This is a genomic window from Streptococcus sp. KHUD_012 (assembly GCF_052588255.1).
This window is the reverse complement of sequence record NZ_CP159355.1, coordinates 1,088,248-1,114,604: the sequence shown is the minus strand read 5'-3', so window position 1 is coordinate 1,114,604 and position 26,357 is coordinate 1,088,248. Positions and strand designations below refer to the sequence as shown.

Genomic DNA, 26,357 nt, shown 5'->3' with positions numbered 1-26,357 from the left:
AGCAAGGAATTCCTTGACAATAACGAATAAAAGGAATAGAATAAATCTAATCATATTCGGAGGTAAGGAGATATGAACAACTAAGTTTCGTTAAATAAAATACTTTATTTAGTGGACTGCTTGTTCTATCTCTTTTTATGTACCCTCTCGCCTATTCTCCAACCATTTGTTGGCTAAATAAGGTTTTTTCTGCTTGGGTTCCACATGAATACAGCTCTACTAAATAAGTAGAGCTATTTTTTGTCCCAGTAGAAAGGAATCTTATGCTAAAACTATCCCACCTCACTATCCGACATACAAAAGATTTACGAGATCTGGTTCAAGATCTGTCCCTGACTATTCATGAAGGAGAAAAAGTTGCCATTATTGGCGAAGAAGGGAATGGAAAATCTTCCTTGCTTCAGGTCCTTATGTCCCCAAAATCTCTACCAGATTATCTGACCATAGAAGGAGAAATAACCACTAATTTTCACTCCTATGCCTATATTCCCCAGACTTTGCCGGAAGCATTGAAGAGAAAAACCTTGGAAGAATATTTTTTTGGAGAGGACGAGCTAGACTATGCCACCCTCTACAGACTGGCAGATCAATTGCATTTTAATAGCGAGCGCTTTGCAAGCGATCAAGCTATCGGAAGTCTATCTGGAGGAGAAGCCCTCAAAGTCCAACTGCTTCACGAACTTTGTTATCCTCATGAATTGCTATTTTTAGATGAACCTTCAAATGATCTGGATTTGGAGACCTTGGATTGGCTCCAGCAGATGATCCAAACGAGTCCCCAAGCCATAATATTTATTTCCCATCATGAAGATTTTTTGACTCAGACGGCGGATACCATCATTCACCTCAGACAGATCAAACACCGCAAGGAGGCTGAAACCATCGTGGAGCACCTAGGCTATCAAGACTACAGTAGCCAGAGGGAACAACAATTTAAGCAACAGTCTCAGCAAGCGGCCAACGATCAACGAGCCTACCAAAAAACAATGGAGAAGCACCGTCGCGTTCGTCAGCAAGTCCAAACTTCCTTACGAAACACCAAGGATAGCACTGCCGGACGTCTCCTGGCAAAGAAAATGAAGTCCCTCCTCTCACAAGAAAAGCGCTACGAGCGAGAATTCCAATCCATGACTTCCCAACCCTATGATGAGGAAATCATCAATCTGCATTTCCCTCCCCTCACTCCCTTGTCTCCTCAAAAACGAGTCCTTCTCTTAGATCAGGAAGAGCTCGCAATTGGTGACCGTGTCCTGGTCAAGAACCTCTCCCTCACTCTTCAAGGGCAGGACAAGATAGGGATTATCGGTTCCAATGGTGTTGGGAAATCCACTTTCCTAAAAATGATCTGGGAGATTTTACGGAAGAATGAGAGTATCCGCACCGCCTATATGCCTCAAGATTACACTGAACGTCTCCCTCTAACTCAGACACCCGTTCAATTTCAACAGCATTCAGGTGATCGCGAAGAAATCAACACCATTCAATTGCATTTAGCCTCCCTCAACTTTACTTATTCTGAAATGCATCATCCTATCTCTGAACTTTCTGGTGGCCAGCAAGGAAAACTCTATCTCCTTCAACTAGTGCTCACAAGTCCCCAATTTCTACTCTTGGACGAGCCTACTCGCAATTTTTCCCCCACTTCCCAACCAGAAATTCGACGCCTATTCGCAGACTACCCAGGCGGACTAGTCACGGTCTCTCACGACCGGACCTTCCTCAAAGAAGTCTGCCAAAAAATCTATCGCCTGACCGAAAATGGTTTGGTAGAGATAGAGGCTCTCTAACGTAAAAAAGATTGGCGAAAACCAATCTTTTCTTCTATTCCTTCGCTGCCTCTTGTCCCATTTCTTGGGTGCGTTTATAGGCTGCTTCCACTCCTGCAATAATGTCGCCCCGTAAGCCGACTTGTTCTAAGCGGTTGACTCCTGCGATGGTAGACCCACCTGGGCTACAAACTGCATCTCGCAAGCGGGCTGGGTGCTCGCCTGTCTCTAGGACCATTTGACTAGCGCCTTGGAAGGTCTGGGCAGCCATCTGCAAGGCTTGCTCTCGTGTAAGTCCTAATCCTACTCCTGCATCTGCCATGGCTTCAATCATCTGATAGACAAAGGCTGGACCACAGCCTGCGACAGCCGTTGCAGGATCCATCAATTTTTCTTCAATTTCATAGAGGGCCCCTGCTCCTGATAAGAGCTGGTTGACTTTGGCTACTTGCTGGTCTGTCACTGCTTGAGAGCGGGCTAGACTGATAACACCTTGACCAATGGCCACAGGCGTATTGGGCATGATGCGAATGAGCCCTAGCTGGTAGTTCTGGATCACGTCAGCCATTTTTTCTAGTTCCAAGCCTGCAGCCATGGACACCAGTAAGAGATTGGTGCGTTGAGACAGGACAGTTTGGTACTCTTCTAGTAAAGGGCAAATCTGATAGGGTTTGACCCCTAAAAAGATTACTTCAGCCTCTTGAAAGACTTGTTCAAGATCAGAAGCTGTTCCCCCATACTGGCTGATAAACTCTTGTACCTTTTGAGGAGAACGATTGACCAAGAGCAGTTCTTGCGCGTCCACTTCTTTTGCAACTGCTTTGGCTAGACTAGCTCCCATGTTTCCAAGACCGATAAATGCTACTTTCATGACTTACCTCACTTGACCATTTCCATTGACGATATATTTGTAACTGGTCATTTCCCGGAGTCCCATCGGTCCACGCGCATGGAGTTTTTGGGTCGAGATCCCCATTTCACAACCTAGACCAAATTGTCCCCCGTCTGTAAAGCGTGTAGAAGCATTGACATAAACGGCTGCTGAATCCACCTGCTTGGTGAAGTAAGCAGCAGTCTCAGGATTTTCAGTCACAATAGCATCTGAATGATGGGTGCTATGAGCTTCAATGTGGTCCGTCGCTTCCTCAACTCCATCAACGACCTTAACCGCTAAAATATAATCTAAAAATTCCGTATCAAAATCCTGCTCCTGTGCTGCTGTTCCAGAAATGATAGTCTGTGCTTGCTCATCTAGACGCAACTCAACCGATTTTTCCCGATCATCCACTAAACGCTCTTTAACCAAAGGCAAGAAATCAGATGCGATCGCTTGATCGACCAAGAGGACCTCCATAGCATTGCAGACAGATGGGCGACTGGTCTTAGCATTTTCAATAATGGCAAGTGCTTTCTGGAAATCAGCCTCCTTATCCACATAGACATGGACGATCCCAGTTCCTGTCTCGATCACAGGGACAATGGCATTTTCAACCACCGCTTGGATCAAGCCAGCACCACCACGTGGAATGAGCAAATCCAGACAGCCCTTAGCCTTCATCATAGCAAGGCTAGAAGCTCGACTCGTATCTTGGATCAGTTGGAGAAGATCTGGATTCAGTCCGGCTTCTTCCAATCCAGCCTTGAGGGCTGTCACGATCGCTTGAGCAGAATGAAAGGCAGCCTTTCCAGTACGAAGGACCACTGCATTTCCACTCTTGATGGCAAGCGCTGCAGCATCAGACGTCACATTTGGACGGCTTTCATAAATGATGCCAATAACACCCATGGCGACTCGAACTTTCTGGATTTCAAGGCCATTTTCCAAGACTTCAGTATCCAACACTTCCCCAATCGGATCTGGCAGGTCTATTAAAGCACGAATTCCTTGTGCCATCCCGGCAATCCGCTCTTGATCAAGAAATAGGCGATCCAGCATGACTTCAGAGATCTTCCCGCGTGCCGCTTCCATATCGATCTGATTGGCTGCTAAAATGGCTTCCGTCGCTTTCAGAAGTTGGCTGGCCATAGCTTCTAAGGCCTGATTTTTAAGAGCTGTACTGGCCGTATTGATGCTTTTCTTAGCCGATCTCGCTAAGGCTAATTGTTCTTGTGTTGTTTCCATACATTTTCCTTTAGAATTCTGTAAAGAGTAGGTCAATCTCAGGAGTTACCGAGATCCAATCATCCCGGTGGATGAGGATTCCCTTGGCTTTTTTAGATTGGAGCATATCGTGAACAGCCGAATGGCCGAGACGAACTTTCCCTTTCCCTAGTAATTGTCCTGACTCTTGATGATAGACGCTGACGATGTCTTGATAAGAAAAATCCCCTTCTGCCTTGGTCACACCAGAAATTAATAAGCTCTTTCCGTATTGCAACAAGGCCTCAGCCGCTCCAGCATCCACCCAAAGAGCGCCTTTACTTTCTGCATAAAAGGCTAGCCATTGCTTCTGGGTTTTTAAGCCCTTATCCTCTGCAAGGAAGTAACTGCCATCCGCTTGCTCTTCTGCTGCTTCAATCAAAGCATCAGACTTAAGAGACGAGCAGATATAGACGGGAACTCCTGACTCTGTAGCCAGGGTCGCTGCCTTGAGTTTGGTCAGCATTCCGCCAGTTCCATTGCTACTACCCGCACCTCCAGCCATCTCGATCATCTCGCGAGAAATGTGCTCGATCCGCTCCAAACGCTTGGCTGTTGGATCCTGAGAAGGATTGGCTGTATAGAGGCCATCGACATCCGTCAACAGCACCAAAAGATCCGCTTGGGCCATGGCCGCAACCTGCGCACTCAAGGTATCATTGTCACCAACTTTTAGCTCAGCGATAGAGACCGTATCATTTTCATTGATAATCGGAATCGCCCCACGGTTGAGTAAGACAGAAAGGGCCTGGTGGGCATTCTTATAGCGACGTTGATCCGCAAAGTCATCCTGGGTTAATAAAATCTGTGCAGAAACAATATTGCGTAAAAGAAGATTAGAGGTATATTCTTCCATCAATAAACCTTGACCAACTGCCGCAGAGGCTTGCTTGTCTGCCACCTTAATCGGCCGTTTCTTAAAACCAAGGGCACCAAACCCAGCAGCAACCGCCCCTGATGAGACCAAGATCAACTCATGGCCCGATTCGTGTAAGAGAGCCAACTGCTGGGTGATGACCTTGACCTTCTGTCTAGAGAGGCTCCCGTCTGGATTGGTCAAAGACGAGGTCCCTACTTTAAAGACGATTCGTTTTGCTTTCATCGCTGTGATTCTTTCTAATACTATTTATTTCGTAAGTAATGAAAGTGACTGAATCTCCATTCAGCCATTCTCCATTATCCTTTTCGAAGGTCTTCCAGCGTTTTCTCAAAGATCGCTGGCACTTCTGCTGTAAATTCCAAAGTCTCGCCTGTGCGAGGGTGGGTGAAACCAAGTGTCCGCGCATGAAGAAACTGTCCTTGTCCTTTGAGTGTTTTCTTAGGTCCATAAGCAGGATCTCCAGCTACTGGATGGCCAATATAGGCCATATGCACCCGAATTTGGTGGGTCCGACCAGTCTCCAGTTGCAACTCTACCAGCGTGTAATCCCCAAAGCGTTCCAAGACTTGAAAACGGGTCACTGCAGGTTTTCCTTTAGCCGTCACTGCTTGTTTTTTCCGGTCCTTTTCACTGCGACCAATTGGTGCTTCGATCATGCCCCGATCGTTAGGAAGATTGCCATGGACAATGGCCCAATACTTCCGGAGAGATTTTTTGTCTTTGAGTTCCTCTGCTAAGGCGACGTGGGCTTGGTCATTTTTTGCGACCATCAAGAGGCCTGACGTGTCTTTGTCGATCCGATGAACGATCCCTGGACGCAATTCTCCATTGATCCCTGAAAGGTCCTTGACATGGTATAACAGTGCATTGACCAAGGTCCCGCTGGTGTGGCCGGCACTCGGGTGAACAACCATGCCTTGGGGTTTATTGACGACGACGACATCCTGGTCCTCATAGACGATGTCTAAGGGCAGATCTTCTGCTTCATAGCTGACCTCTTCCACTTCTGGGACTTCATACTGGATGATGTCTCCTTCTTTGACCGTATACTTAGCTTTTTTCACAGTTCCATTGACCAGAACTTTTCCTTCTTTGATCTGCTCATTGGCTACAGCTCGTGACAAGGGAGTCAAATCCGCCAAAGCCTTATCCAGTCGCGCACCGGCTACTTCGATTTTAATTTCCATGCGTTTCCTCTTTCAACATCAGGATCAGGAGCAAGAAAACTCCAACTGTCAAATAACTATCTGCTACATTAAAAATGGCAAAATTCATAAAATCCAGGTGGAACATATCGACCACAAAGCCCTGACGCAGGCGATCGATAAAATTCCCCAAGCCACCTGCAATCACCAAGGTCAAGCCCATCACCATCCAAAGCGACCCCTTAAGGTGCTTATAAAGATAGTAAAAGGCCCCTACCATCACGACTAGAGTGATGAGGGTAAAGAACCATTGCTGATTTTCAAGAAGTGAAAAAGCTGCACCTGTGTTTTGAAGATAGGTCAGGCTGACCACATGGGGAATAAAAGACTTAACGACACCCAGTGGAATGTTCTTGACTACATACCATTTGACCAACTGATCCAGTAGGACCAATAGCACAATTGCTACTGGAACCATTATTTTTCTCTTCATTTCTTACCTCTTTTGATCAAAATACTCTACCATGACCTCGACAAACTTCTCTGCTACAGGGGAGAGATCCATCTCTTCGCGTTTGACATAGACCATTTTATTGTCCAAGTTGTCTTCTAAAGGAATCACGGTAATACCATTCACTGACTGGCTATCTAAAAAGCCTGATCCTGTCGCATAAGCATCTGTCCGCTCCAAGATCCCATTCAAGGTGGCCCGGTCGGTTACATTGAACATTTGGGAGCTCGAACTGGTATCGACAAAGTTCTCTGAATAATAGAGGTACTCATCTTTTTCTTGGGTAAAGCGAACAGTTGGCAATTGAGCTAGATCTTCCATGACCAGTTTTTTCTTCTTAGCCAGAGGGTGTCCCTTGCGAAGGTAAATATGAGTCTGAAAAGGAATCAAATCCACCACTTCAAGTCCTAATTTATCAACCCGTTGCATAATTCCCTTGGTATTTTGACGGTTGAGATAAATAATCCCCAACTCACTATGCCCTTGAGCCACTTCATCCAAAATTTGGACCGTCGTTGACTCAAAGATGCGGAAGTTTTTATTTTCCGGATAGCGGATCGAGAATTCCGTCATCAATGGTGGCAAGAAGTCATAGTGTTGACTAGAAATAGAGAATTCTTTCTTCTCTTCTTCAGGACTGGCATATTGATTTTGAAAAATATCAAACCCCTTAACCACGTCCTGCGCTTTTTCATAAAATTCCATTCCCCGACGGGTCAAAAATGTCCCCGAACTAGTTCGACGAAAAATTTTAAAGCCCAGTTCCTTTTCCAGATCGCGTACTGAAATAGACAAGCTCGGCTGACTCACATACATTTTTTCAGCAGCCTCACGAAAAGTACCACTATTGGCAATCGCCACTACATATCGTAATTGTTGTATATTCATTCTATTTTCCTTATTACAGTATCGATCTATTATACCATAAATTAGGGGCTGAAAGAAGAGATGCGTTTAAGAGACCTTCATCAAGTGAAAATAAAAAAACTGGAACTAAAACAGTTCCAGTTGATACTTATTCAATCACTTGAGTTTCAGCTACTTTCTTGTACCAATGAGCCGATTTCTTCGGATAGCGCTCTTGGGTTTCAAAGTCTACATAGAAGAGACCATAGCGTTTTTCGTAACCATTAGACCAAGAGAAGACGTCCATAAGAGACCAGATGAAGTATCCTTTGACGTTTGCACCATCAGCAATCGCATCCGACAAGACTTCCAAGTGTTGTTTCACATAATCAATCCGGCCATCGTCATAAACCGTATTGTCCACAAACTCATCTTTGTATCCAAGTCCGTTTTCAGTGATGTAGATCTTCTTGTAATTTGGATAATCTTTCTTGACACGCATGATTTGATCATACAAACCTTGAGGGTAGATGATCCAGTCCCAGTCAGTACGAGGTACATAGTCAGGAGCTACACGACGTCCAACACCTTTGATTTGGTATTTAGAGCTTCCTTTTTCCCCTTTACCATTATGAATGATTTCTGTTTCGCCATCAAAGGCTTCCATCCAATCACTCATGTAGTAGTTAATTCCAAGGAAGTCGTTCAAATCTTTAGCTGCTTCAAGTGCTGCAAAGTCTTCGTCCCGAAGATCCAGACTACCACCATTAACTGAAAGAATGTGGTTTACCCCTTCCATGGTTGCATCTGAATAGTGTCCGAGGTAAGTCGCATCCAAGATAAACTTGTTGTGGATGATATCTTCCAACTCAGCAGCACGTACGTCTGCAGGATTTTTAGGATCCAATGGATACTTAGTTGGAAGGGCGTGAACAACCCCGATTTCACCTTTATAACCTTTGTCTTTGTACAATTTCACAGCACGTGCATGAGAAACCATCATATTGTGGTGAGATTGGAAGACTTTGGCAAGGTCATATTGAATACCTGGTGGGAATTTACCAACCAAGTATTGACCATCACCGATTGGGCCAATTTCATTGAAGGTTGTCCAGTAGTTGACTTCTGGGAATTCTTCAAAACAGAAAGTAGCATAATCTACAAAGTGTTCGATATTTTCACGATTCAAGAAGTCTCCATTTGAGTGAAGAGCTTCAGGAGTATCAAAGTGGTGAAGAGTTACGAATGGTTCTACATGACGTTTATGGCATTCTGCAAATAACTTATGATAGAATTCTACCCCTTTTGGATTGACTTCACCATAGCCAGTTGGGAAAATACGTGACCAAGCAATAGAAATACGAATTCCGTTTACGCCATATTCTTCCGCCAACTGTAAGTCTACTGGATATTTATGGTAGAAATCACTCGCTGGTTCAGCAGTATACCAATAGTTGTCTGCTAAATATTTATCCCATGCAACAGGTCCTTTACCGTCTGTATGAGTCGCACCTTCTGCCTGATAAGCTGCAGTTGCGCCACCAAAAATAAAATCTTTAGGAAGTGTTTTTGTCATATTTTCACCTATTTCTTGATTGGATAAAATGAAAAGCGAGGGGAGAGGAGTTAGTGAGCCATCCATCTCCATCTCACTTTTTAGTTCTTATTCTTCAAATTGAGCTTGAACAAAGGCTAGAGCACCTTTTCCATCACGGGTTAACTTGATGTACTGAGCACCTTCTGTCTTCGCCAATTTGATGCCTAGTTTATCTGTTTCAGCCTTCATATCTTCGAAGTTGGAAGCAACCTGAGGCGCCAAGATAACAAGGTCAAATTCTGGCAACATTTCACGGTGGGCTCCATAGCCACCTGCTGCAGCTTTAACTGGAACTTTATACTCTTCTGCGGCTTTATTCAAAGCATTGGCAAGAAGACCACTTGTTCCTCCACCAGCACAAAGAACGAGGACGTTTGTTTCTTCAGTAATTGTATTTTGTGCTGAATCTACTCCAGCTTTTTCAAGAATAGCATCTGCTTTTGCAGTGTTAAAGTTTGCAGCTACCTTTTCTTTTAATTCATCATTAGTTTTACCTGAACGTTCTTCTTCAAGAATTTGTTCATCATAAACCTTGAGGAATGGATAGTAGATAACAATATCTACTACAATTAACAATGCTGCAAGAGCGAATGATAAGAACTGGAAGTTTGTACCAAGAACAATACCAAGAGGTCCTGGTGTAGTCCATGGAAGGTTGGCAGTAAATGAGTTCATGCCAAGTGTTTCAATAAAGAACTTAAAGATCCATACGTTTGCAATTGGTGCAAAGATGAATGGGATAAAGAAGATTGGGTTCAAAACAAGTGGTGCACCAAACAAGATTGGTTCGTTTACACCAAAGAATGTAGGAACTACTGAAGCGCGTCCAATAGCACGATTTCGTTTCGATTTACATAACCACATAAACATGAACGGAACAACAAGAGTTGCACCAGTACCACCCATAGTGACGATGAACATTTGTGTACCAGATGTAAGGATCTTATCAGCGTGCATACCTTGTTGAAGGAGGTTCAAGTTGACTTCGGCATTTGCATAAGTGATCGCTGCAATCGCAGGCTCAACGATAGATGGGCCGTGAATACCAATAAACCAGAAGAATGCAAAGGCACCGAAAATAATCGTAATACCAACATAACCGTCTGCTGCTGAGAATAGTGGAGCAAGAAGGGTACCGATTGATTCAGCAACCGTTACATGAAGGCTTGCTTTCACAACTAATTCAAGTGCATACAAGAGTACAACTGACAATGTAAATGGAATCAGGTCTTTAAATACTTGTGAAATATTTGGTGGAACCTCGTCTGGCATGCGAATCGTCACATTATTTTTCACACAGACCTTATAAACATTAACGGTAACAAAGGCTGCAATGAAGGCTGTCAACAGACCTTTTGTACCCATGAAGGCTGTTAAGAATCCACCTTCTTTAGCAGGTTCGGCAGCCATGAGCAAGAAGCCAACCATAGAAGCCAACATTGTAGAAATGAAGTTGATTTGGTTAGTTGCTGGAAGGTCGCGGTTCATTGAATCAGTCAAAGCCTTAGCCGTTGTACCACCAACGAAGAAGGCCAAGATGCCCATAGAATAGCTATATGGAGTCATCAAGAAAGTTTCAATATCTTTAGACCAATGGAATCCCCAAGCGTTTGGTACATACGCAATTAGGATGAAGATAGATGAGAAAAGGATAACAGGCATCCCTGCAATAAAGCCATCCCGAATCGCTCGCAAATATTTGTTTCGAGAAATCTTTTCAAAGAAAGGTTTCCCTTTTTCAATCAGTTCAATCAGTTTATTCATTATTTCGCTCCTCTTTTATATAGTTCAATCAGATGGTGAATCACGTCTTTTAATAGGATTGTTGTCATGAGATGGTCTTGACCATGCATCATGGTAATGCTATAGGGGATTTCTTCTCCTGCTGCTTCATGCGCTAGCATGGTCGTTTGAGATTTGTGAGCCTCAGCGATACAAGACCCCGCTTCTTCTACTAAGGATTCTGCTTTAGCAAAATCACCATTTTCAGCAGCTTTTAAGGCTTCCACTAATTTTGATCGAGCGTCACCGGCATAAGCGACAATTTCAAAGCCAAGTAATTGGACTTCTTCTTTATTCATGTTGGTTCCTCCTTATGATACCTTTTGAAAATTTTTATAATAGACGTTGAATATGCAAGGCCAAATAGACTTTTTCATTAGGAGATATCTTGGCTCCTGTCTGTTCAGCGATGGTTTGGTAGATTTGATGACTAATCTCATAAGCCTTTGGATAACTTAGCTGAATCAGTTGTTCCATCTCGCTCAAACCTTCTGGATCTTCTCTTCCCTTATCTAGCGAATCTAGGAAATAATTAAGATGGATCATAAAGCGATCATAGAAATGACTGTTTTCTTCTTTCCGTTTCAATCCATTTTGAGCTAGTTTTTCTTCTACAGCTTTCAAAATCGCTTGGCGATCTTGGACATCAGGATCCTGCTCATGAATGACTTCCCCTTGTGCATTGATGAAGTGATAGGCGATACGATTCACTTCGTCATCAGGAAATTGATCCAAGAGCCGCTCTCGAAAGATTTCAATCGCTTCCTTTGCGATTTTATAGGGGATCGGATGCATAGCAGACGCATCAGGTAGATCACTGTGTTTGTATCTTCCCTGTTGAACCGCCTGGTAAGAACAAAAGATGTGATCTGTTAGTGTCACATAGATATATTCTTGAACAGGATAGGCATATTTCTTAGACAAGGTATCAATCACTTCATAAGTGGTTGTAATGAAATCAAGAGGAACATCCTTTAGAAGGGCCATAAAGTTTTCTCTTGATTCATCCGTGTTTAAACGAAATACTTTTTCGACCTTATCATCAGCTACTAGATCATGTTTCTTTTTCCCAAAAGCAATCCCATTCCCAACAACAATTAACTCTTGTTGAAGCTCATTTTGAACCAAAGCAACATTATTGTTCATTGGATGGATAATACGATACATGAGGCTCTCCTTTGTAAAATTTGTTAAAAGCAAATAAAAATGACCACGAAGCAACTGAAAAAACTAGCCTATGCTAATCATTCAATCTACTTGTGGTCACGCCTAATCTAACTTAGTAACGCTCACTGCTATTTAACTTATGAACTTATTTTATCATAAGTTTTTTATTTTGTAAACCCTTACAGCGAAAATTTTTAAACATTTTTTATAAAAAATAAACAAAGCCTAAAAATAATGAAGAACATTGGAAGGAATTTCTTCCTTCCAATGTTCTAAATGTTGCTTTAGGAGGCAATAACGATTTGTTTCTTACACGCGTTCTGTCCAAGGTGTTGCCACTTTAGCCAAGACTGCGTTCAATTCTTCAATATTTTGACGACCTTCTGTACGAAGCCATTCACGAGCAGCTGCTTCTCCATCTTTGATGTAAGCTTCTACTGAACCTGCCCATGTCGCACGTCCACAAAGAACACCGTTGAAGTTAGCACCTGATGCATGAGCAAATTCCAAAGTTTCTTGGAAGAGTTTTGCTGATACACCAGCACTGAGGTAGATGTATGGAAGGTTGGTTGCTTCTTCTTGTTCTTTAAAGAAGGCAGCCGCTTCTTCACGACTATAGACAACTTCACCTTCTCCAAATCCTTCCACGTAGTTGACATTAACTGGAACTTCTACTTTCAATACATCGATATTGAAACGAGGATCTGAGAAGACTTTCATAGCTTCAATGACTTTACGAGGTTTCACTTTTGCATATTCAGCAGAGGTTGCATCCGCAATTCCTTCGTCATAAGCCAAGATTTCAAGGAAGAATGGAATGTCTTCTGCCACACATTCTGAACCAATGCGTTCGATATAAGCTTGTTTTTCTTGGTTGAGTTCTTCTGCACTATCTACATCATAGTAGAGCAAGAATTTCACAGCATCTGCACCTTGTTCTTTGATGCGTTTTGCTGACCAAAGGTTCAAGCAGTCAGGCAAACGTTTGGTGCTAGATGTATCGTAACCAGTCTTTTCGTATGCAAGCAAGAGCCCAGCATCTTTGTCCAAGGCTTTCGTAGCAGGCAAACCATATTCTGGGTCCAACAACATTGATGAAGCATATTTTGTCAATTCATCTGCTACAAGAACTTTCAATTCTTCCATTTGTGCTACAGTTGGCTCAGTGTCCTGGTATTTGGCCATCAAGCGTTTCAAAGCCCCACGTTGGTCGAAGGCCAAAGCTGAAATAACACCGTCTTTTGTACTAAGACGTTCCAAATAGTTGCGTTTTTGTTCTGTTAATACCATTTTATACCTCTTTTACGATTAATTGTTGATACAAGGCATCATAGTGCCCCATGTTGACATGTCCTGTTTGTGCTTCTTGCGCATTTAACATTCCAAGAACATTTGCTTTCTTGAGCAAGTCTGCGTCACTCTCATGATGATAGAGACCAGATGCAATCCCTGCAACAGTCGAATCACCAGATCCGACTGGATTGACGACATCAATCTTAGGAATATCTACCTTATAGAAGACGTCGCCGTGCTTTGCAAAAGCGCCATTTGCTCCAAGGGAGACAATCACCCATTCTATGCCATCAAAGAGAGCATCCTGAAGAACTTCTTTTAAGTCTTCCACATTCTTACTCACTTCTTTTCCTAACAATTGAGACAACTCTTCATTGTTGGGCTTAATGACTGTAGGCTTGACATCTGCTTGAATGGCAGCTTCTAAAGAAGCTCCCGAGCAGTCGAGCACGACTGATTTTCCAGCTTCCCTTGCAATCTTGACAAGGCTAGCATAATAATCCACTGGTAAACCAGCAGGAAGACTACCTGAGATAGCAACCACTTCCACTTGATCGATCAAGTGACGATAATGTTGAAGGAAACCTTGCCCTTCTTTCTCAGAAATGGTTGGGCCTTTTTCTAATATTTCTGTTTGCTTGCCTTCGTGAAGGATGGCGATACAATTACGTGTATCACCAGCAATCTCAAAGAAACGTTCCTCTATTCCTTCTCCTAAATGATCGAGAATGAATTGGCCCGTTCGACCACCAAGTAGGCCGGTCGCTGCTACTGGATCCTTGATCTCAGAAAGTACACGAGTGACATTGAGACCCTTCCCACCAGCTGTCTTACTCACCTCAGCTACTCGATTGACTGTATCCAACTGGAGTACATCCAAAGGATAAGAGATATCAATCGAAGGGTTCATCGTGACCGTTAATATCATACGTCACCTCTTAGTCGTGGTATTCACCACGGTCCCATTTTTCAAGGAATTCTGTAAAGAAATCAGCATCCGCTTGATGGGCATTATGGGTTTCCACATGTTGGATCTTAGCGATCAATTTTTTATTTTCTTCAGTTGGTTTGTATTCAGCGTGGATGAATGCTTCAATGATATCGCACATGAGCAATTCACCAGTGATTTTACCACCAAAACCGATCACATTCGCGTTCAGTTCTTCTTTAGCATAAAGAGCAGTTGTCATATCGCGTACCAAAGCAGAACGGATACCAGGTACTTTGTTAACAGCATTGTTAATCCCAACCCCAGTACCACAGATACAAACACCAAGATCTGCTTGGCCACTTGCTACGGCTTCACCGACTTTCTTACCAAAGATTGGATAGTGGGTACGTGTATGGTCATAAGTCCCAAAGTCGAGCACTTCATATCCTTTTGATTTCAAAAAATCAGAAACAGCCATTTTTTCATTTGTCACAATGTGATCACAACCAATTGCAATTCTCATTTGAATTCTCCTCTCATTAGCACATCTTATTCAACATATCGACACGGATTTGGTGACGGCCACCATCGTATTTACCATTGACGAAGCCTTTGGCAATGTTCTTGGCCAATTCATCCCCAACAATTTCGGCACCCATGGTAATCATTCGAGAATTGTTGTGTCCACGTGTCATATAAGCAGAACGTTCATCTGAAACTTCTGCTGCTACCATTCCTTTGATTTTAGTTGCAACCATAAATGGACCAGCACCGTAAGCATCAATCACGATTCCAAGATTTTGATCGTTTTTGTTCACTTCGCTGGCAACTGCAAGTGTCACATCTACAAAATCTTGACCTTCAGCAGTTACATCCACAACATCGAAGTTTTCTTTTACAAGAAACTCTTTCACGAGATCTTTTAATCTTAATCCTGCAGCATCTGCACCAATTACAATAGACATGTCCTGTCCTCCTTTTGTTCGTTTCAGCAAATATCTCTGTTGTTAAATTTTCACAAAGAAACATTTTCTTACTTTTGATATTATATTACACCTATTTTGAACGAAAGTCAACATTAAATTGTTTATTTTCGAACATTTTTTAAAATAAAAACACCATATCCACAAAAGATATGGTGTCAGTTTTCAAACTACATATGACGATTATTTTGCATTTGCAGCATATTCTTCGTTACGTTTGATCATTTGTTTTCTGTACCAAGCGAAGATTCCAATATAGAATGCCAAGAAGACAACTACACCAAGGATTGCTTTGATATCACCAGTTGTTGCGTTACCGATTGTCCAACCGAGCAATTTTTCAACTGGTCCTTCAAGAGTTGAGTGAGTGATCAATTGAGTAGAAGCTACCCCTTTAGGGAAGGCATCAACACTCTTAGCCAATTGAGTTGCAAATGGTGCAATCAATGTTCCTGAAAGAAGGAAGAGTGGCAAGAGAAGGCTTCCGAAGATGATCATACGGATCAATTTACCGCGTGTTACAACCAACAAGGCTGGAGTTACACCCATAGCAATGATACCTGCAAGTGGCAAGATACCATTTCCGACTTTAGAAAGAAGCACTGCTTCGATCAACATGATTGGTGCAAGTACGTTCGCACAAGCCCAGATTTCAGCACGACCAGCGATAAATGGCCAGTCCAAACCGATGTTGAATTTACGTCCTTGAAGACGTTTAGTAGCAACGTTTGTAATACCTTGTGACAATGGTTCTACCGCTGCGATGAACCAAGAACCGATCAATGAGAACAATTCCAAGCAGACACCGGCAGTCAAACCAAGGCTCAACCAACCTTTAATAACCAATTCCCATTTGTCAGCATCTTGCACGCCAGCAACTGGATGTGGAGTACCCATGATACCGATGACGATACCAAGAAGGAAACCGATAAAGAATTTAGATCCCCAGAAACCGATCTTCTTGTTCAATTTAGCAGCGTCGAAGTCGTATTTATCAAGACCAGGGAAGAATTTGTCAAAGATTTTATCCAAGACCATGATGATTGGGTTCATCATGTAGTTCATGTGAGTTGAAGTCATAGGTGATGAACTTGGTGCATTCAAAAGATCATCAAATGTTGGTTTCATCAAGTCTGAGTTGATGATTTTCATAATCCCTACAAGGACAACTGCAAGAGTTGCCAAGAAGAGTGATAAACCTTGGCTCACACCGTTGTTGTCTGCATACCATTTGATCAAAAGACCTGTGATAGACAAGTGCCAGATATCGAAGATATCGACGTCAAGCGTATCTGTTTTCTTGATCGCAAGCATGACAACGTTGACGATCAACATAATCAATAAGAAGTAAAGTGTCCAGGCAGACCCCCAAGTGATGGTCGCAAGCGGTGCCCAACCAACGTCTGTGATATTCAATTGAATACCAGTGTTCTCAACGAATTTTGCAAGAGACGCTGAGAAAGCTCCATTCAACATACCGATGATGGCACCGATACCAGTAAGGGCGATGGCAAGTTTAATACCACCTTCAAGGGCTTTAGAGAATTTCACTCCAAACAAGAGAGCCAATAAAGTCAAGACGATCAACATAATGATCGGAGCACCCATGTCTAGGATTGGTTTAAAAAATTTATTGGCAAAATCAATAATGCCATTCATAATAAATCCTCCCGATTTATAATTTTATATATTACGCTTTAATCATTTCCAACTTTATCATTGGATAACGCTTACAAACTGTTTTAAAAAAATATTAACTTAATCCATGTTCTTTAATGGCAGCTTCGATGTTATCAAAAACTGGCGCACTCATTGCTGGAATACGGAATAAAATTGGTCCTGCTTCTACCACTGGAATACCAGGATCGAATCCCAAATCAGTTGCAGCAATTGGAGTAAAGATGTCATAGCCTGAAATCAAGTCTTCATTCACGTCTTTGACCATGACAGCGTCACAACGCACATCATAACCGCGGTTTGACAACTCTTCTTCCAAGGCATTCTTAATTTGGTGGCTAGAGTTAACACCTGCACCACAGGCAGCTAAAATTTTAATCATTTGGATATCCTCCATTATAAATATTTACGAATGTTTTAGGAAATAGTTCCCGTAATGTATTGATAAAGCTTATCTTCACTATCTAATTTTGATAGAGCTTCGAGATTTCCATTAGATGTAAAGAAATCCATCAGCTGGGCCAAAATATTCGTTTGGCTAGAGCTTGAATTGTTGATAATGAAGAATAAAAGTGAAACTTGAACTTCCTTATCTGGAGCAATCATATTATGGAAGGTTACCGGTTGATCCAAACGAACAACGACCACATTCTCAGTAAGATTATGGACAATGTCTGTGTGCGGGATCGCCACATTTGGTAAGTCCTTACCAAGAAATTCCATGTCTAATCCAGTCGGGAAAGACTTTTCACGCTCAATCAAAGCGGAACGATAGGTTGGTGTCACAATCTGTCGCTCTTCAAGTAAGCTCGCTACCTGCTCAAAGAGATCTGTTTGATCCTTGGCGTGTAGACAAAACACAAGATCTTTGTTAAAGAGTTGATTTAATCCCATTGTTGCCACCTCCTTATCTAACTATTTATTTATAGCTTCAGTATATCACTATATTGATTGATTGTCAATCATTTTTTGTCTAAATTTGTTTAATTTTGTTTGTACATTACTCTAAAGCGCTTTCTATCCGTCATTTTCCAACATCATTAAATCAGTAAAAAGTGGTCTCTTTTTTGAGACCACTTTGTTTTATATGATTTTCGTATACAAGCCGTATTTGTCTTTGATCTTCTTTGGAATACTACCATCAGTAATAATGGCATTCAGGTCTTCCACTCGATAGAAACTATAGAAAGAATAGCTATCAAACTTACTGTTATCGGCAACCACATATTTCTCAATTGCATTGTTTAGAATAATAGCATTACCATTTCCTTCTTCTTCATTGGCTGTGGAAACATGATGCCCATCGATGCCATTGACCCCGATGAAAGCTTTAGAAACCTTTATTTCTTTCAAGAGTTTATTGGCAAATTGCCCGACAAAAGTTTGTGTCTTCACCCGGTAGCGACCACCAACTAAGATCAGGTCATAATTTGGAAAATCCTTTAGCTTTTCAAAAATGGGGAGGGAATTGGTGACAATACTGATTTCCTTTCCTTCTAAATAGTCGCCGATAAAATCTGTTGTCGTACCAGACCCAATAAAGACGGTATCCCCATTTTCGATCAACTCTGCACATTTTTTTGCAATGGTTCGTTTCTCATCAATATTGATGAGATTTTTCTCACTGTGAGAAGCCTCTAACAAGCTATCTTTTACCTTTTTGTGGGCTCCACCATGTACACGAACTAAAAGACCTTGTTTTTCAAGATCGATCAGATCGCGACGAATGGTCATGTCTGTCACCCCAAAGAGTTCCTTGAGTTCTTTGACTGATACCACACTTTTTCGATCTAGTTCCTGAAGAATTTCAACATGTCTGCTATCTTTCATGGTACTACTTCCATTCCTACTATATTTGTCTCTATTATACTACTTTTTTCAAAAAACACAAATTCAAACATTATATTAACAATGGTAAACATGATATTTTTAAATAAATAAAAGAAAAAAGCCTTCTGATAAATCAGAAAGCTTTAATTTTGCTATTTCTAGCTTCCTCACCTTTGGATCAGGCTCGGGACAAAAAGGTTTAAAAACCTTTTTATTTTGCGATTGGGTAAACAGAAACTTGTTTTTTATCGCGACCTTTACGTTCGAAGCGTACTACGCCTTCAACTTTTGCGAACAAAGTATCGTCTCCACCACGTCCAACGTTCACACCTGGGTAGATGTGTGTACCGCGTTGACGGTAAAGGATAGATCCACCTGTTACAGTTTGTCCATCAGCTGCTTTAGCTCCAAGACGTTTTGCTTGTGAATCACGTCCGTTTGATGTAGAACCTCCACCTTTTTTGTGGGCGAAAAGTTGCAAGTTAGCAAGATTCAATTTCAACATAATTGTTTTCCTCCATGTTAGTTTTCTGTGATAACTCTTGTTTGGACGAACTCTGAAGAGTTCTCCGATAAGTTTGCCATCCCTAAGAAAAATGATTCAAAGAATAGTTGGGTCATTTCTCTTTGATGAGGTGGAATATCTGTCGGGATCGTCACCCGCAGGAAGCCACCTTCTTCTTCGTTTAATTCTAGATCCGGTTCGTAGCCTGCAAATTTCTCAACAGAGTTGACAAAGTTAATGGCTAGAGTCGAAACCGATGCACACACGACATCAAAGCCGTATTCACCGCTTCCAGCGTGCCCAGTGATTTCTGCACTCCTCAGCTCGCCATCTTCGGCTCGTTCAAAGACTGCTTGTATCATGTGTTCTCCTAAAAATTAAGCGTTGATAGCGTTGATGACAACTTTAGTGTAAGGTTGACGGTGACCTTGTTTACGGTGGCTACCTTTTTTAGGTTTGTACTTGTAAGTAACAACTTTCTTTTGTTTTCCTTGTTTTTCAACAGTTCCAACAACAGTAGCTCCTGAAACAAGTGGAGTTCCGACAACAGTGTTTTCACCACCAACAAGAACAACTTCGTTAAATGTAACTTCTTGACCAGCTTCAACGTTCAATTTTTCAACGTAGATAGCTTGACCAACTTCAACTTTAACTTGTTTTCCGCCAGTTTTAATGATTGCGTATGTGCTCATTATGCACCTCCTATGTATTTTTGGGTTTCCCCGTATTTTTGTGAAGACTCGCCTAGCATCGTGGGACGAACCACTTACTCTCATGAAAATGAGCGACGATGTTCGAGCGGTTGCACAGGCATGTGCATAGTCAACTCTCTTAGTATATCACTTCTATCAGACAAAGACAAGTATTTTTGCGCTTTGAAAACGAATTTTCTTTGAAAAATCTATTTTTGTATCTTGTAGTTTAAGATCGCATTCAAAACCGGCTTTCATCTACTTATCCTTAAATTTAAAATCATTGAAGCTCATTTTGGCTTTAGACGAATCGTTCATCCCCTTCATTTTTTCTTCTTGTTCCTTAGTAATTTTTATCGGAATCGCTGCAGCAGTATTGGGTTTTAACACACCCGATTCGCTCACTTCATAGTCAACTGTGACATCTTTAAAAAGCGACTCTCCATCATATTCCAAATTCAGGACAAAGGATCCATCACGATCGATGGTTGTGGTGGTACGATTCACAATAAAGAATAAGGCGAAGCGGTTTTCCTCATTTCCAAAGGTATATCCTGGAAAAAAGACAAATAATTTTCCAGCTTCTCCAAGCGTTGGATGTTCCTTGATAAATTTCTCGGACGCTTCCAAGACTTCGTTGTCCTGGTCTTTATACTGCTCGGCCCTGACAAATGTGAGGGGTTCTTTTTTTCTACTGCTTGATTGGCTGGTCTTCTCTTCTTTTTTCGGGCCAGTAAACGATACTTTGACACAGCCTGTCAACAGAAGCAAACTTGTCATTAATACGATAATTTTTTTCATATTGTCTCCTTTAAATTTGGGTAGAAAAAGAGGCTGGATACGCCCAGTCTCTCCTATAGCAAATCCTCAATCAGGTCATCGACCTCATCTTTTTCTGCTTTTGGTGTGATCTCTGTTACGATGATCCCTGCTACAGCTCGCTCAACCAAAGCTTCCACGTCCATGCGTTGCTCATACTGCTCTGCATTTTTGAGTTTCGGATTAGTCTTTGGACGATCTGGTGCAAAGATGGTACAACAGTCTTCAAATGGTTGGATAGAGATTTCAAAAGTATCAATCTCTTGGGCAATGTCAATGATCTCCAGCTTGTCCATGGTTACTACTGGACGAATGATCGGCGTATTGGTCACTGCATTAATAGCCTGCATACTCTCTAAGGTTTGACTAGCCACTTGTCCCAAGCTTTCACCATTGATAATCACCAAACCACTGCGAACCTCGCGAATCCGATCTGTGATGCGCATCATAAAGCGGCGGGTTAAGGTCATGAGATAAGCTTCCGGCGCCTTAGCCTTGATCTCCTCTTGGATCTCTGTAAAGGGCACTTCGATAAATTGGATATTCCCTCCAAACTTGGTCAACTTCCGTGTTAGGTCTTGCGCTTTTTTCAGCGCACCAGGACTTGTATAAGGAGGGCTCGCAAAGTGGACCGCTTCGATGTCCACTCCTCGCTTCAAGGCTAGGTAACCAGCTACTGGAGAATCAATCCCACCAGAAAGCATAAGCATGCCCTTGCCAGAAGTCCCAACAGGAAGGCCACCTGCTCCCTTGATGGTTTCATAAGAGATGTAAGCTGCTTCTTCCCGGATTTCGACTTGTAGATTGATATCTGGTTTTTTCATTTGGGCTTGAATGGTTGGAATGGCTTCAAAAACAGCGCCACCCAAGGTTTGATTGAGTTCGCGGCTATCGAGTTCAAAGGTATGGTCACTCCGCTTACTTGAGATTTTAAAGGTCAAGCCGTCCTTGTAAATCTCCTTCATAATCCCTTGCACCGCAGCTTTCAAGGCTGGAACTGATTTTTCAATCTTGTAAACAGGTGAAAAATTTTGGATCCCAAAAACTTGCTTGAGGGATTCTGCCACCGGCTCATAATCCGTCCCATGTAGATAAGCATGGGCCCGATCGCGGTCCGCTGTCACTTTGACAGCCGGATAAATAGATAAAACATCTTGGATATTATTGCGAAGTTTATTGATGAAACGCATACGGTTTTTCCCTTTAGTAGAAAGCTCTCCATAGCGAATCATAATTTCTGAATAGGTTAAGGTCATATTGATTTCCTTCTAAAATTAACGTACTTTTCGTGTTTGTTCGTAAATCAGTTTGAACTTGGTCAAGAATTGCTCGACTTGGCTCATGTCATTTTCAATATCGAGACTCAAGCGAACAGCTGTCTGTGCAATACTCTTGTCCACTCCCATGGCAATCAAGGTACCAGCTGGTTTTCCAGCCTTGGACGAGCAGGCACTGGTGGTCGAGATATAAATATCAAACTCTTCAAAGGCATGGACCACTACTTCTCCACGAACTCCCTTGATCCCGAAAGTCAAGATGTGAGGCGCAAAATGATCCTCACCAGAAAAAATAGTGACATCTGGATAGTTGGCCAATTCTTTGCGGATCACTTCTTTCATCTGCTGGGTCTTGCTGGCAAAAGCTTCTTGGTTTTCCATAGCTAAGCGTAGGGCTTTTGCGGTTGCTGCGATGCCTGCCACATTCTCAGTTGTCGAGCGCATTTCTTTTTCTTGACCACCTCCGGTTAAGAGAGGGGTGATCTTTTTGCCTTCTTTGATGTAGACAAAGCCGACTCCGCGAAGCCCATGGAATTTGTGACTAGAGAAGGTCGCAAAGTCCACGCGCTCTGGTAGATAAACTTCTGTTGCTACCTTGGCCAAAGCTTGAACAGCATCGACATGGAAACTAATCGTTGGGCGATCCTCAAGGAGAGCCGCAATTTCATGGATGGGCTGGATGGAGCCAATCTCATTGTTGACGGCCATGATAGAGACCAAGGTCGTATCCGGACGGAGAAGACTAGCCAAGGCATCCACTTTGACAAAGCCACTCGCATCCACTGGAGCATAATCCACTTCGAATCCCTGCGTCTTTAACCAAGCAGCGGACTCCTTGATAGCGGGATGCTCGATGTCAGAGACAATGATATGCTTACCATAAGGAGCTTTCTCAAAAGCGACACCCTTTAGGATCCAGTTGTCCCCTTCGGTCCCACCAGACGTGAAGTAAATTTCATCAGCTTTCTTTCCAATTAGCTCCGCAATTTGTTTCCGAGAAGCTTCTAAAATACGAGTAGCTTGACTACCTAGATTGTGCAAACTAGAAGGGTTGCCCCAGATCCGTGTCGCCACTTCTGTATAGGTCGCAAGGGCCTCTGGATATGGTTTGGTCGTTGCTGAATTGTCAAAATAAATCATGTCCTACGCATCCATCACTTTCTTTTTACGTAACTTCTATTTTATCATTTCTAACCGCTTGGGACAAGGATTTGATAAAGAGAGATGAGGTAAAATCACTTCATAAAATTCAGTTCTTTTTAGACATTTTTCAGAAAATGACTTATAATAAGAAAGTGCTAAAAAACAATTTTTGATAGAAAGAGAATGAACATGTCACAATATTCAAGAAGCAATAAAAACCAAAAACCTGAGGATACTACAGATTCTAGACCCTCACGTGGTGAAAAAGTGAAACAAGGCCTATCCGTATTTCAAACGGTTGTAGCTACGATTGCCAGTCTCTTAGGGATTATCGTCACTTCCTTTACCATTATGAGCCTGCTCAATAAAGACAACCAAAAAACAGAAGACAAACCATCTAGTAGCACCAGTGTGGTCGTCGTTCACGATAAGAGTTCTGATTCCACCGCGACTGATACCAACACAAATACCAACACGCAAACCGATTCAAGCAATACAGAGACAAGTTCTCAGAAAGAAACCAATAGCTCATCTGCTACAGAATCTAGTTCATCTGCAGCGCAAGATCAAGGTTCCACCGCAACAGACAGTGGCGCAGATACAGCATCATCTGGAACCAACTAAAAAATCAGTAAGGACAACCTTACTGATTTTTTTGGGCTTTCGATTCCAGCTTTTTCTGATTTTTATAGAAAGTATCTATCTCATTGTCATACTCCCATTTGAGCTTTGATCGCTCTTCCTGGATTTGATCCAATTGATCCTATGAAGACTTGTTGAACCTATCTCTGTATGCTGATTCTACTAATGAAGCATATAGATTGTCAAAACTTTTTAATTTCCAATTACTCAAATAATCTTCCCCCTATACCAATGTCGGATCCTATATACATCTCATCTAGATTCAATGTATTGTCATCATTTATTGGGATATCTACTCTCCAACCCGATTCTTCAATATGATTTATACGTCCATAAACATTCATATAATATTCGGGAGTTGTAAGCCCACCATCACTCCATTGTGTCTGATCCCAATCAATCTGAACGGATTCAACTTTTGAATTTTGTGCTTTGACTAAATCAATAACCTTCTGTTCGTGTTCTTTTAGGTAGTCCAGTTGTTCTTTTTTTATGTCTCCTTCTGGTTTTTGTACGACTTTCTTTGAAGATGGGGTCGTTATCTTCTGTTCAGGTCTTTTGGTCAGGGTCATGATTTTTCCTCCAAGAAAAACCAGTCCTAGGATCGGTAACAAAATGATCAAAAATAGTTCCATTTGTCTCTTCATAAATCCTCCTTACAGACTTTGAATCTTCCAGTTCTTACTCAATATAATCACCCTTAATACTAATATTATGGCCCATACTAAATGTCATCTTTTGATCAGAATCAAATACGACATCCACCCTCCATCCTGAATCTTCAAGTTGATTGACGGTACCAAAAATTTCTATGACCTCATCTCCACCTTGTGGGGTCCCATTTCCACCATCAATCCATTGCGTTTCGTCCCAATAAATCTGAACAGAATCAACCTTTGAACTCTTCGATTTCACAAAATTGACGATTTCTTGCTCGTGCTCTTTGAGATAAGCAAGTTGTTTTTGTTTGATCACTTCTATATCTTCTTTTGTGGAGGAAGAGGTTGCAGTTTGTACTTGTTTTGTATGAGCTTTTTGTTTTACACTACAACCTCCAATGCTTGTGAAAATAAACATTAAAGCTAATAACTTAAGCGTACATTTCATTTTAATTTTCTTGTTTCCTCATAACACTTTTACTTCTATTTACTTAAGAAAAAATTTTCCAGCCACCATTTTCCTCGATATAGATATCATTAAGCATGCCCATTTTTTTGATAGTTGGTATGCTATTTTGATCTTCTAGGTAAAAATCAACGGAGAATTTTGTGTTTTTTAATTGATTAATCTGACCAGAAATAGATAAATTGTATCCACCACCCTGAGGCGTTCCGTTTCCAGACTCTTCAATTTGCATACTGTTCCAATCAATCTGAACGGATTCGACTTTTGGATTTTGAGCTTTCACAAAATCAACAATTTCTTTTTCATGTTCTTTCAAATAGGCTAGCTGCTTTTGTTTAATGGCTTCTTTATCTTCTTTTGTGGTTGAAGAGGTGACAGTCTGCGCTTGTCTGCTCTTTTCACGTTCTTTCTTCACACATCCTACTAGACATCCAAGTGTTGAAATGAAAGCAAGTGCGATTATCAAATTGTTTATTTGTTTTCTCATAATTTTATTTCGTTTAAAAGTGATTCCTCTATTGCATCTCTCATTGTCTAACGGACGGATCATTTCTTTTCTACCCGATACAAATTGTCTGAACCAATTGAATCTATTTTAGGCATTTTATTTTCGTCTAACGTAAAATTCAGGCTAAAATTTGTTAGATCACTTCCATTGGCATAACCATAAACTAATAGTATTTCGTCACCTCCCTGAGGCGTTCCATTACCTCCTACAACTGTTTTAATACTGTCCCAGTCATAAGACACCTGCGTAATGTTAGCATTATGAGCTTTAACATAGGCTGTCATCTCTTGCTCGTGTTCTTTCAGATATGTGAGCTGTTTTTGTTTAATGGTTTTTTTGTCTTCCTTGGTTGTCGAAGGGGTTGCAATGGGTGCTTGTTTCGTTTGCTCTTTTGAATTTATGGTACATCCTCCTATACTTGCAAGGAGAGCTAATGTAGTGATTAATTTAAACGCCGTTTGTTTTATCATGTGCTATCTTTTTCTAAAACAGTTCTTTTTCAAAATGCATTATACTTGATCAGGAAATAGGCTTTCCGTCAATCGTAGGTTCATGGAGCATAAACATTTCTCGCATGTTAATTGACTGATCATCATTAATTGGAATATCCACTCCCCATCCTGAGTTCTCGATATGATTAATGCGTCCAAAAATATTCATATAATATTCGGGAGTTGTAAGCCCACCATCACTCATCTGAGTTTCATCCCAATCAATCTGAACGGATTCGACTTTCGGATTTTGGGCTTTCACAAAATCGACGATTTCCTGCTCGTGTTCTTTGAGATATGCTACTTGTTCTTTTTTTATTTCTTCTTCTGATTTTTGTACGACTTTCTTTGAAGAAGTGGTTGTTATCTTCTGTTCTGGTCTTTTGGTTAGATGCATGATCTTTCCTCCAAGAAAAACCAGTCCTAGGATCGGTAAAAGAATAATCAAAAATAATTCCAGTTGTCTCTTCATCTCTTCTTCTCCAATCCTTCCTTTCATGACTGGATGGGCCAGTCACTTTCCTTACTATTATAGCATCTTTCATTTGAATCTCAATCTAACTCACTAGTTAGAGACTATATGCAGCAATCATAAAAGAACTTTCGG

Annotated in this window: 31 protein-coding genes and 1 other annotated feature; of the genes, 2 read left to right on the top strand and 29 right to left on the bottom strand. The window is 41.6% G+C overall.

Annotated features, from left to right (window positions below):
- The first annotated feature begins 263 nt into the window (after window positions 1-263).
- A complete protein-coding gene (locus tag ABVF55_RS05295; protein ID WP_445284992.1) occupies window positions 264-1,787 on the top strand; it encodes an ATP-binding cassette domain-containing protein in 1,524 nt (507 codons plus the stop codon).
- Window positions 1,788-1,821: 34 nt separating this feature from the next.
- On the opposite strand, the gene proC is transcribed toward ABVF55_RS05295, so the two are convergent.
- The 24 genes from proC to ABVF55_RS05175 form a co-directional block, all read right to left on the bottom strand.
- Window positions 1,822-2,637 carry a pyrroline-5-carboxylate reductase gene (gene proC, locus ABVF55_RS05290; RefSeq protein WP_445284991.1) on the bottom strand — a complete coding sequence of 272 codons (816 nt, stop codon included), beginning with the start codon at window positions 2,635-2,637 and terminating at the stop codon, window positions 1,822-1,824.
- Between the two features lie 3 nt (window positions 2,638-2,640).
- Complete coding sequence (locus ABVF55_RS05285) at window positions 2,641-3,888, bottom strand: glutamate-5-semialdehyde dehydrogenase (RefSeq protein ID WP_445284990.1); 1,248 nt, start codon at window positions 3,886-3,888, stop codon at window positions 2,641-2,643.
- 10 nt (window positions 3,889-3,898) lie between these two features.
- Window positions 3,899-5,008 (bottom strand): glutamate 5-kinase, encoded by a 1,110-nt coding sequence (proB, locus tag ABVF55_RS05280; protein WP_445284989.1) that lies wholly within the window; start codon window positions 5,006-5,008, stop codon window positions 3,899-3,901.
- 74 nt (window positions 5,009-5,082) lie between these two features.
- Window positions 5,083-5,973, bottom strand: a complete 891-nt coding sequence (locus tag ABVF55_RS05275; RefSeq protein WP_023918361.1) for an RluA family pseudouridine synthase — start codon at window positions 5,971-5,973, stop codon at window positions 5,083-5,085.
- Complete coding sequence (gene lspA / locus ABVF55_RS05270; RefSeq protein ID WP_023918362.1) at window positions 5,963-6,424, bottom strand: signal peptidase II; 462 nt, start codon at window positions 6,422-6,424, stop codon at window positions 5,963-5,965. The genes ABVF55_RS05275 and lspA overlap by 11 nt, the downstream gene beginning before the upstream one ends.
- A 3-nt stretch (window positions 6,425-6,427) precedes the next feature.
- Entirely contained in the window at window positions 6,428-7,330 is a 903-nt protein-coding gene (locus ABVF55_RS05265) for a LysR family transcriptional regulator (protein ID WP_003001728.1), read from the bottom strand.
- 127 nt (window positions 7,331-7,457) lie between these two features.
- Window positions 7,458-8,864 (bottom strand): 6-phospho-beta-galactosidase, encoded by a 1,407-nt coding sequence (gene lacG / locus ABVF55_RS05260; protein ID WP_445284988.1) that lies wholly within the window; start codon window positions 8,862-8,864, stop codon window positions 7,458-7,460.
- Between the two features lie 87 nt (window positions 8,865-8,951).
- Window positions 8,952-10,649 (bottom strand): lactose-specific PTS transporter subunit EIIC, encoded by a 1,698-nt coding sequence (locus tag ABVF55_RS05255; RefSeq protein WP_023918364.1) that lies wholly within the window; start codon window positions 10,647-10,649, stop codon window positions 8,952-8,954.
- Window positions 10,649-10,966 (bottom strand): PTS lactose/cellobiose transporter subunit IIA, encoded by a 318-nt coding sequence (locus tag ABVF55_RS05250; RefSeq protein ID WP_003007713.1) that lies wholly within the window; start codon window positions 10,964-10,966, stop codon window positions 10,649-10,651. The genes ABVF55_RS05255 and ABVF55_RS05250 overlap by 1 nt, the downstream gene beginning before the upstream one ends.
- 34 nt (window positions 10,967-11,000) lie before the next feature.
- Window positions 11,001-11,834, bottom strand: a complete 834-nt coding sequence (locus ABVF55_RS05245; protein WP_049485463.1) for a PRD domain-containing protein — start codon at window positions 11,832-11,834, stop codon at window positions 11,001-11,003.
- Between the two features lie 309 nt (window positions 11,835-12,143).
- A complete protein-coding gene (gene lacD, locus ABVF55_RS05240) occupies window positions 12,144-13,124 on the bottom strand; it encodes a tagatose-bisphosphate aldolase (protein ID WP_049484016.1) in 981 nt (326 codons plus the stop codon).
- A gap of 1 nt (window position 13,125) precedes the next feature.
- Entirely contained in the window at window positions 13,126-14,055 is a 930-nt protein-coding gene (locus tag ABVF55_RS05235; protein WP_061590825.1) for a tagatose-6-phosphate kinase, read from the bottom strand.
- Between the two features lie 10 nt (window positions 14,056-14,065).
- Window positions 14,066-14,581, bottom strand: a complete 516-nt coding sequence (gene lacB, locus ABVF55_RS05230) for a galactose-6-phosphate isomerase subunit LacB (protein ID WP_003002763.1) — start codon at window positions 14,579-14,581, stop codon at window positions 14,066-14,068.
- Window positions 14,582-14,597: 16 nt separating this feature from the next.
- Entirely contained in the window at window positions 14,598-15,023 is a 426-nt protein-coding gene (gene lacA, locus ABVF55_RS05225; protein ID WP_003007724.1) for a galactose-6-phosphate isomerase subunit LacA, read from the bottom strand.
- A gap of 201 nt (window positions 15,024-15,224) precedes the next feature.
- Window positions 15,225-16,700, bottom strand: coding sequence for a PTS transporter subunit IIC (locus ABVF55_RS05220; RefSeq protein WP_445284987.1), 1,476 nt, complete (start codon window positions 16,698-16,700; stop codon window positions 15,225-15,227).
- Window positions 16,701-16,794: 94 nt separating this feature from the next.
- Window positions 16,795-17,100, bottom strand: a complete 306-nt coding sequence (locus ABVF55_RS05215) for a PTS sugar transporter subunit IIB (protein WP_003002828.1) — start codon at window positions 17,098-17,100, stop codon at window positions 16,795-16,797.
- A gap of 35 nt (window positions 17,101-17,135) precedes the next feature.
- Window positions 17,136-17,612 (bottom strand): PTS sugar transporter subunit IIA, encoded by a 477-nt coding sequence (locus ABVF55_RS05210; protein ID WP_013903732.1) that lies wholly within the window; start codon window positions 17,610-17,612, stop codon window positions 17,136-17,138.
- Window positions 17,613-17,801: 189 nt separating this feature from the next.
- Entirely contained in the window at window positions 17,802-18,548 is a 747-nt protein-coding gene (locus tag ABVF55_RS05205; protein ID WP_254726825.1) for a DeoR/GlpR family DNA-binding transcription regulator, read from the bottom strand.
- 211 nt (window positions 18,549-18,759) lie between these two features.
- Window positions 18,760-19,053 (bottom strand): 50S ribosomal protein L27, encoded by a 294-nt coding sequence (gene rpmA, locus ABVF55_RS05200; RefSeq protein ID WP_003002805.1) that lies wholly within the window; start codon window positions 19,051-19,053, stop codon window positions 18,760-18,762.
- Window positions 19,054-19,070: 17 nt separating this feature from the next.
- Window positions 19,071-19,415 carry a ribosomal-processing cysteine protease Prp gene (locus ABVF55_RS05195; protein ID WP_003002581.1) on the bottom strand — a complete coding sequence of 115 codons (345 nt, stop codon included), beginning with the start codon at window positions 19,413-19,415 and terminating at the stop codon, window positions 19,071-19,073.
- A gap of 15 nt (window positions 19,416-19,430) precedes the next feature.
- Window positions 19,431-19,745 (bottom strand): 50S ribosomal protein L21, encoded by a 315-nt coding sequence (rplU, locus tag ABVF55_RS05190; RefSeq protein WP_003002830.1) that lies wholly within the window; start codon window positions 19,743-19,745, stop codon window positions 19,431-19,433.
- 34 nt (window positions 19,746-19,779) lie between these two features.
- Window positions 19,780-19,867: a sequence feature (ribosomal protein L21 leader region), on the bottom strand.
- Window positions 19,868-20,003: 136 nt separating this feature from the next.
- Complete coding sequence (locus ABVF55_RS05185) at window positions 20,004-20,546, bottom strand: hypothetical protein (RefSeq protein ID WP_445284986.1); 543 nt, start codon at window positions 20,544-20,546, stop codon at window positions 20,004-20,006.
- A 53-nt stretch (window positions 20,547-20,599) separates the two neighbouring features.
- On the bottom strand, window positions 20,600-21,820 hold the full coding sequence (gene thiI, locus ABVF55_RS05180) for a tRNA uracil 4-sulfurtransferase ThiI (RefSeq protein WP_445284985.1): 1,221 nt from the start codon (window positions 21,818-21,820) through the stop codon (window positions 20,600-20,602).
- An 18-nt stretch (window positions 21,821-21,838) separates the two neighbouring features.
- Window positions 21,839-22,981: a cysteine desulfurase family protein gene (locus ABVF55_RS05175; protein WP_445284984.1), complete on the bottom strand. Its 1,143-nt coding sequence runs from the start codon at window positions 22,979-22,981 to the stop codon at window positions 21,839-21,841.
- A gap of 192 nt (window positions 22,982-23,173) precedes the next feature.
- On the opposite strand from ABVF55_RS05175, the gene ABVF55_RS05170 reads away from it, so the two are divergent.
- Window positions 23,174-23,608 (top strand): DUF6556 family protein, encoded by a 435-nt coding sequence (locus tag ABVF55_RS05170; protein ID WP_445284983.1) that lies wholly within the window; start codon window positions 23,174-23,176, stop codon window positions 23,606-23,608.
- 221 nt (window positions 23,609-23,829) lie between these two features.
- On the opposite strand, the gene ABVF55_RS05165 is transcribed toward ABVF55_RS05170, so the two are convergent.
- From ABVF55_RS05165 to ABVF55_RS05145, 5 genes are read right to left on the bottom strand one after another with little or no spacing between them, the layout of a single operon-like run.
- Entirely contained in the window at window positions 23,830-24,273 is a 444-nt protein-coding gene (locus ABVF55_RS05165) for a hypothetical protein (RefSeq protein WP_445284982.1), read from the bottom strand.
- 34 nt (window positions 24,274-24,307) lie between these two features.
- A complete protein-coding gene (locus ABVF55_RS05160) occupies window positions 24,308-24,733 on the bottom strand; it encodes a lipoprotein BUG3 (RefSeq protein ID WP_373105144.1) in 426 nt (141 codons plus the stop codon).
- Window positions 24,734-24,776: 43 nt separating this feature from the next.
- The gene (locus ABVF55_RS05155) at window positions 24,777-25,238 is read right to left on the bottom strand and encodes a hypothetical protein (protein ID WP_049492059.1); all 462 of its coding nucleotides are present in this window, start codon (window positions 25,236-25,238) and stop codon (window positions 24,777-24,779) included.
- A gap of 59 nt (window positions 25,239-25,297) precedes the next feature.
- The gene (locus ABVF55_RS05150) at window positions 25,298-25,729 is read right to left on the bottom strand and encodes a hypothetical protein (protein ID WP_373105148.1); all 432 of its coding nucleotides are present in this window, start codon (window positions 25,727-25,729) and stop codon (window positions 25,298-25,300) included.
- A 49-nt stretch (window positions 25,730-25,778) separates the two neighbouring features.
- A complete protein-coding gene (locus tag ABVF55_RS05145; protein WP_373105149.1) occupies window positions 25,779-26,222 on the bottom strand; it encodes a hypothetical protein in 444 nt (147 codons plus the stop codon).
- Window positions 26,223-26,357 lie beyond the last annotated feature (135 nt).

Excerpts from the sequence above, each read along its gene's own strand:
- ABVF55_RS05295 (WP_445284992.1), top strand. The coding sequence starts at position 264 with ATGCTAAAACTATCCCACCTCACTATCCGACATACAAAAGATTTACGA.
- proB (WP_445284989.1), bottom strand. The coding sequence starts at position 5,008 with ATGAAAGCAAAACGAATCGTCTTTAAAGTAGGGACCTCGTCTTTGACC.
- ABVF55_RS05265 (WP_003001728.1), bottom strand. The coding sequence starts at position 7,330 with ATGAATATACAACAATTACGATATGTAGTGGCGATTGCCAATAGTGGT.
- ABVF55_RS05275 (WP_023918361.1), bottom strand. The coding sequence starts at position 5,973 with ATGGAAATTAAAATCGAAGTAGCCGGTGCGCGACTGGATAAGGCTTTG.
- lacB (WP_003002763.1), bottom strand. The coding sequence starts at position 14,581 with ATGAGAATTGCAATTGGTTGTGATCACATTGTGACAAATGAAAAAATG.
- lspA (WP_023918362.1), bottom strand. The coding sequence starts at position 6,424 with ATGAAGAGAAAAATAATGGTTCCAGTAGCAATTGTGCTATTGGTCCTA.
- ABVF55_RS05285 (WP_445284990.1), bottom strand. The coding sequence starts at position 3,888 with ATGGAAACAACACAAGAACAATTAGCCTTAGCGAGATCGGCTAAGAAA.
- lacD (WP_049484016.1), bottom strand. The coding sequence starts at position 13,124 with ATGGTATTAACAGAACAAAAACGCAACTATTTGGAACGTCTTAGTACA.
- ABVF55_RS05250 (WP_003007713.1), bottom strand. The coding sequence starts at position 10,966 with ATGAATAAAGAAGAAGTCCAATTACTTGGCTTTGAAATTGTCGCTTAT.
- ABVF55_RS05175 (WP_445284984.1), bottom strand. The coding sequence starts at position 22,981 with ATGATTTATTTTGACAATTCAGCAACGACCAAACCATATCCAGAGGCC.
- ABVF55_RS05165 (WP_445284982.1), bottom strand. The coding sequence starts at position 24,273 with ATGAAGAGACAAATGGAACTATTTTTGATCATTTTGTTACCGATCCTA.
- rpmA (WP_003002805.1), bottom strand. The coding sequence starts at position 19,053 with ATGTTGAAATTGAATCTTGCTAACTTGCAACTTTTCGCCCACAAAAAA.
- ABVF55_RS05185 (WP_445284986.1), bottom strand. The coding sequence starts at position 20,546 with ATGAAAAAAATTATCGTATTAATGACAAGTTTGCTTCTGTTGACAGGC.
- ABVF55_RS05150 (WP_373105148.1), bottom strand. The coding sequence starts at position 25,729 with ATGATAAAACAAACGGCGTTTAAATTAATCACTACATTAGCTCTCCTT.
- ABVF55_RS05170 (WP_445284983.1), top strand. The coding sequence starts at position 23,174 with ATGTCACAATATTCAAGAAGCAATAAAAACCAAAAACCTGAGGATACT.
- proC (WP_445284991.1), bottom strand. The coding sequence starts at position 2,637 with ATGAAAGTAGCATTTATCGGTCTTGGAAACATGGGAGCTAGTCTAGCC.
- lacG (WP_445284988.1), bottom strand. The coding sequence starts at position 8,864 with ATGACAAAAACACTTCCTAAAGATTTTATTTTTGGTGGCGCAACTGCA.
- ABVF55_RS05155 (WP_049492059.1), bottom strand. The coding sequence starts at position 25,238 with ATGAGAAAACAAATAAACAATTTGATAATCGCACTTGCTTTCATTTCA.
- ABVF55_RS05205 (WP_254726825.1), bottom strand. The coding sequence starts at position 18,548 with ATGAAAGATAGCAGACATGTTGAAATTCTTCAGGAACTAGATCGAAAA.
- ABVF55_RS05160 (WP_373105144.1), bottom strand. The coding sequence starts at position 24,733 with ATGAAATGTACGCTTAAGTTATTAGCTTTAATGTTTATTTTCACAAGC.
- ABVF55_RS05195 (WP_003002581.1), bottom strand. The coding sequence starts at position 19,415 with ATGATACAAGCAGTCTTTGAACGAGCCGAAGATGGCGAGCTGAGGAGT.
- ABVF55_RS05245 (WP_049485463.1), bottom strand. The coding sequence starts at position 11,834 with ATGTATCGTATTATCCATCCAATGAACAATAATGTTGCTTTGGTTCAA.
- ABVF55_RS05210 (WP_013903732.1), bottom strand. The coding sequence starts at position 17,612 with ATGGGATTAAATCAACTCTTTAACAAAGATCTTGTGTTTTGTCTACAC.
- ABVF55_RS05235 (WP_061590825.1), bottom strand. The coding sequence starts at position 14,055 with ATGATATTAACGGTCACGATGAACCCTTCGATTGATATCTCTTATCCT.
- ABVF55_RS05215 (WP_003002828.1), bottom strand. The coding sequence starts at position 17,100 with ATGATTAAAATTTTAGCTGCCTGTGGTGCAGGTGTTAACTCTAGCCAC.
- thiI (WP_445284985.1), bottom strand. The coding sequence starts at position 21,820 with ATGACCTTAACCTATTCAGAAATTATGATTCGCTATGGAGAGCTTTCT.
- lacA (WP_003007724.1), bottom strand. The coding sequence starts at position 15,023 with ATGTCTATTGTAATTGGTGCAGATGCTGCAGGATTAAGATTAAAAGAT.
- ABVF55_RS05255 (WP_023918364.1), bottom strand. The coding sequence starts at position 10,649 with ATGAATAAACTGATTGAACTGATTGAAAAAGGGAAACCTTTCTTTGAA.
- ABVF55_RS05145 (WP_373105149.1), bottom strand. The coding sequence starts at position 26,222 with ATGAAGAGACAACTGGAATTATTTTTGATTATTCTTTTACCGATCCTA.
- ABVF55_RS05220 (WP_445284987.1), bottom strand. The coding sequence starts at position 16,700 with ATGAATGGCATTATTGATTTTGCCAATAAATTTTTTAAACCAATCCTA.
- rplU (WP_003002830.1), bottom strand. The coding sequence starts at position 19,745 with ATGAGCACATACGCAATCATTAAAACTGGCGGAAAACAAGTTAAAGTT.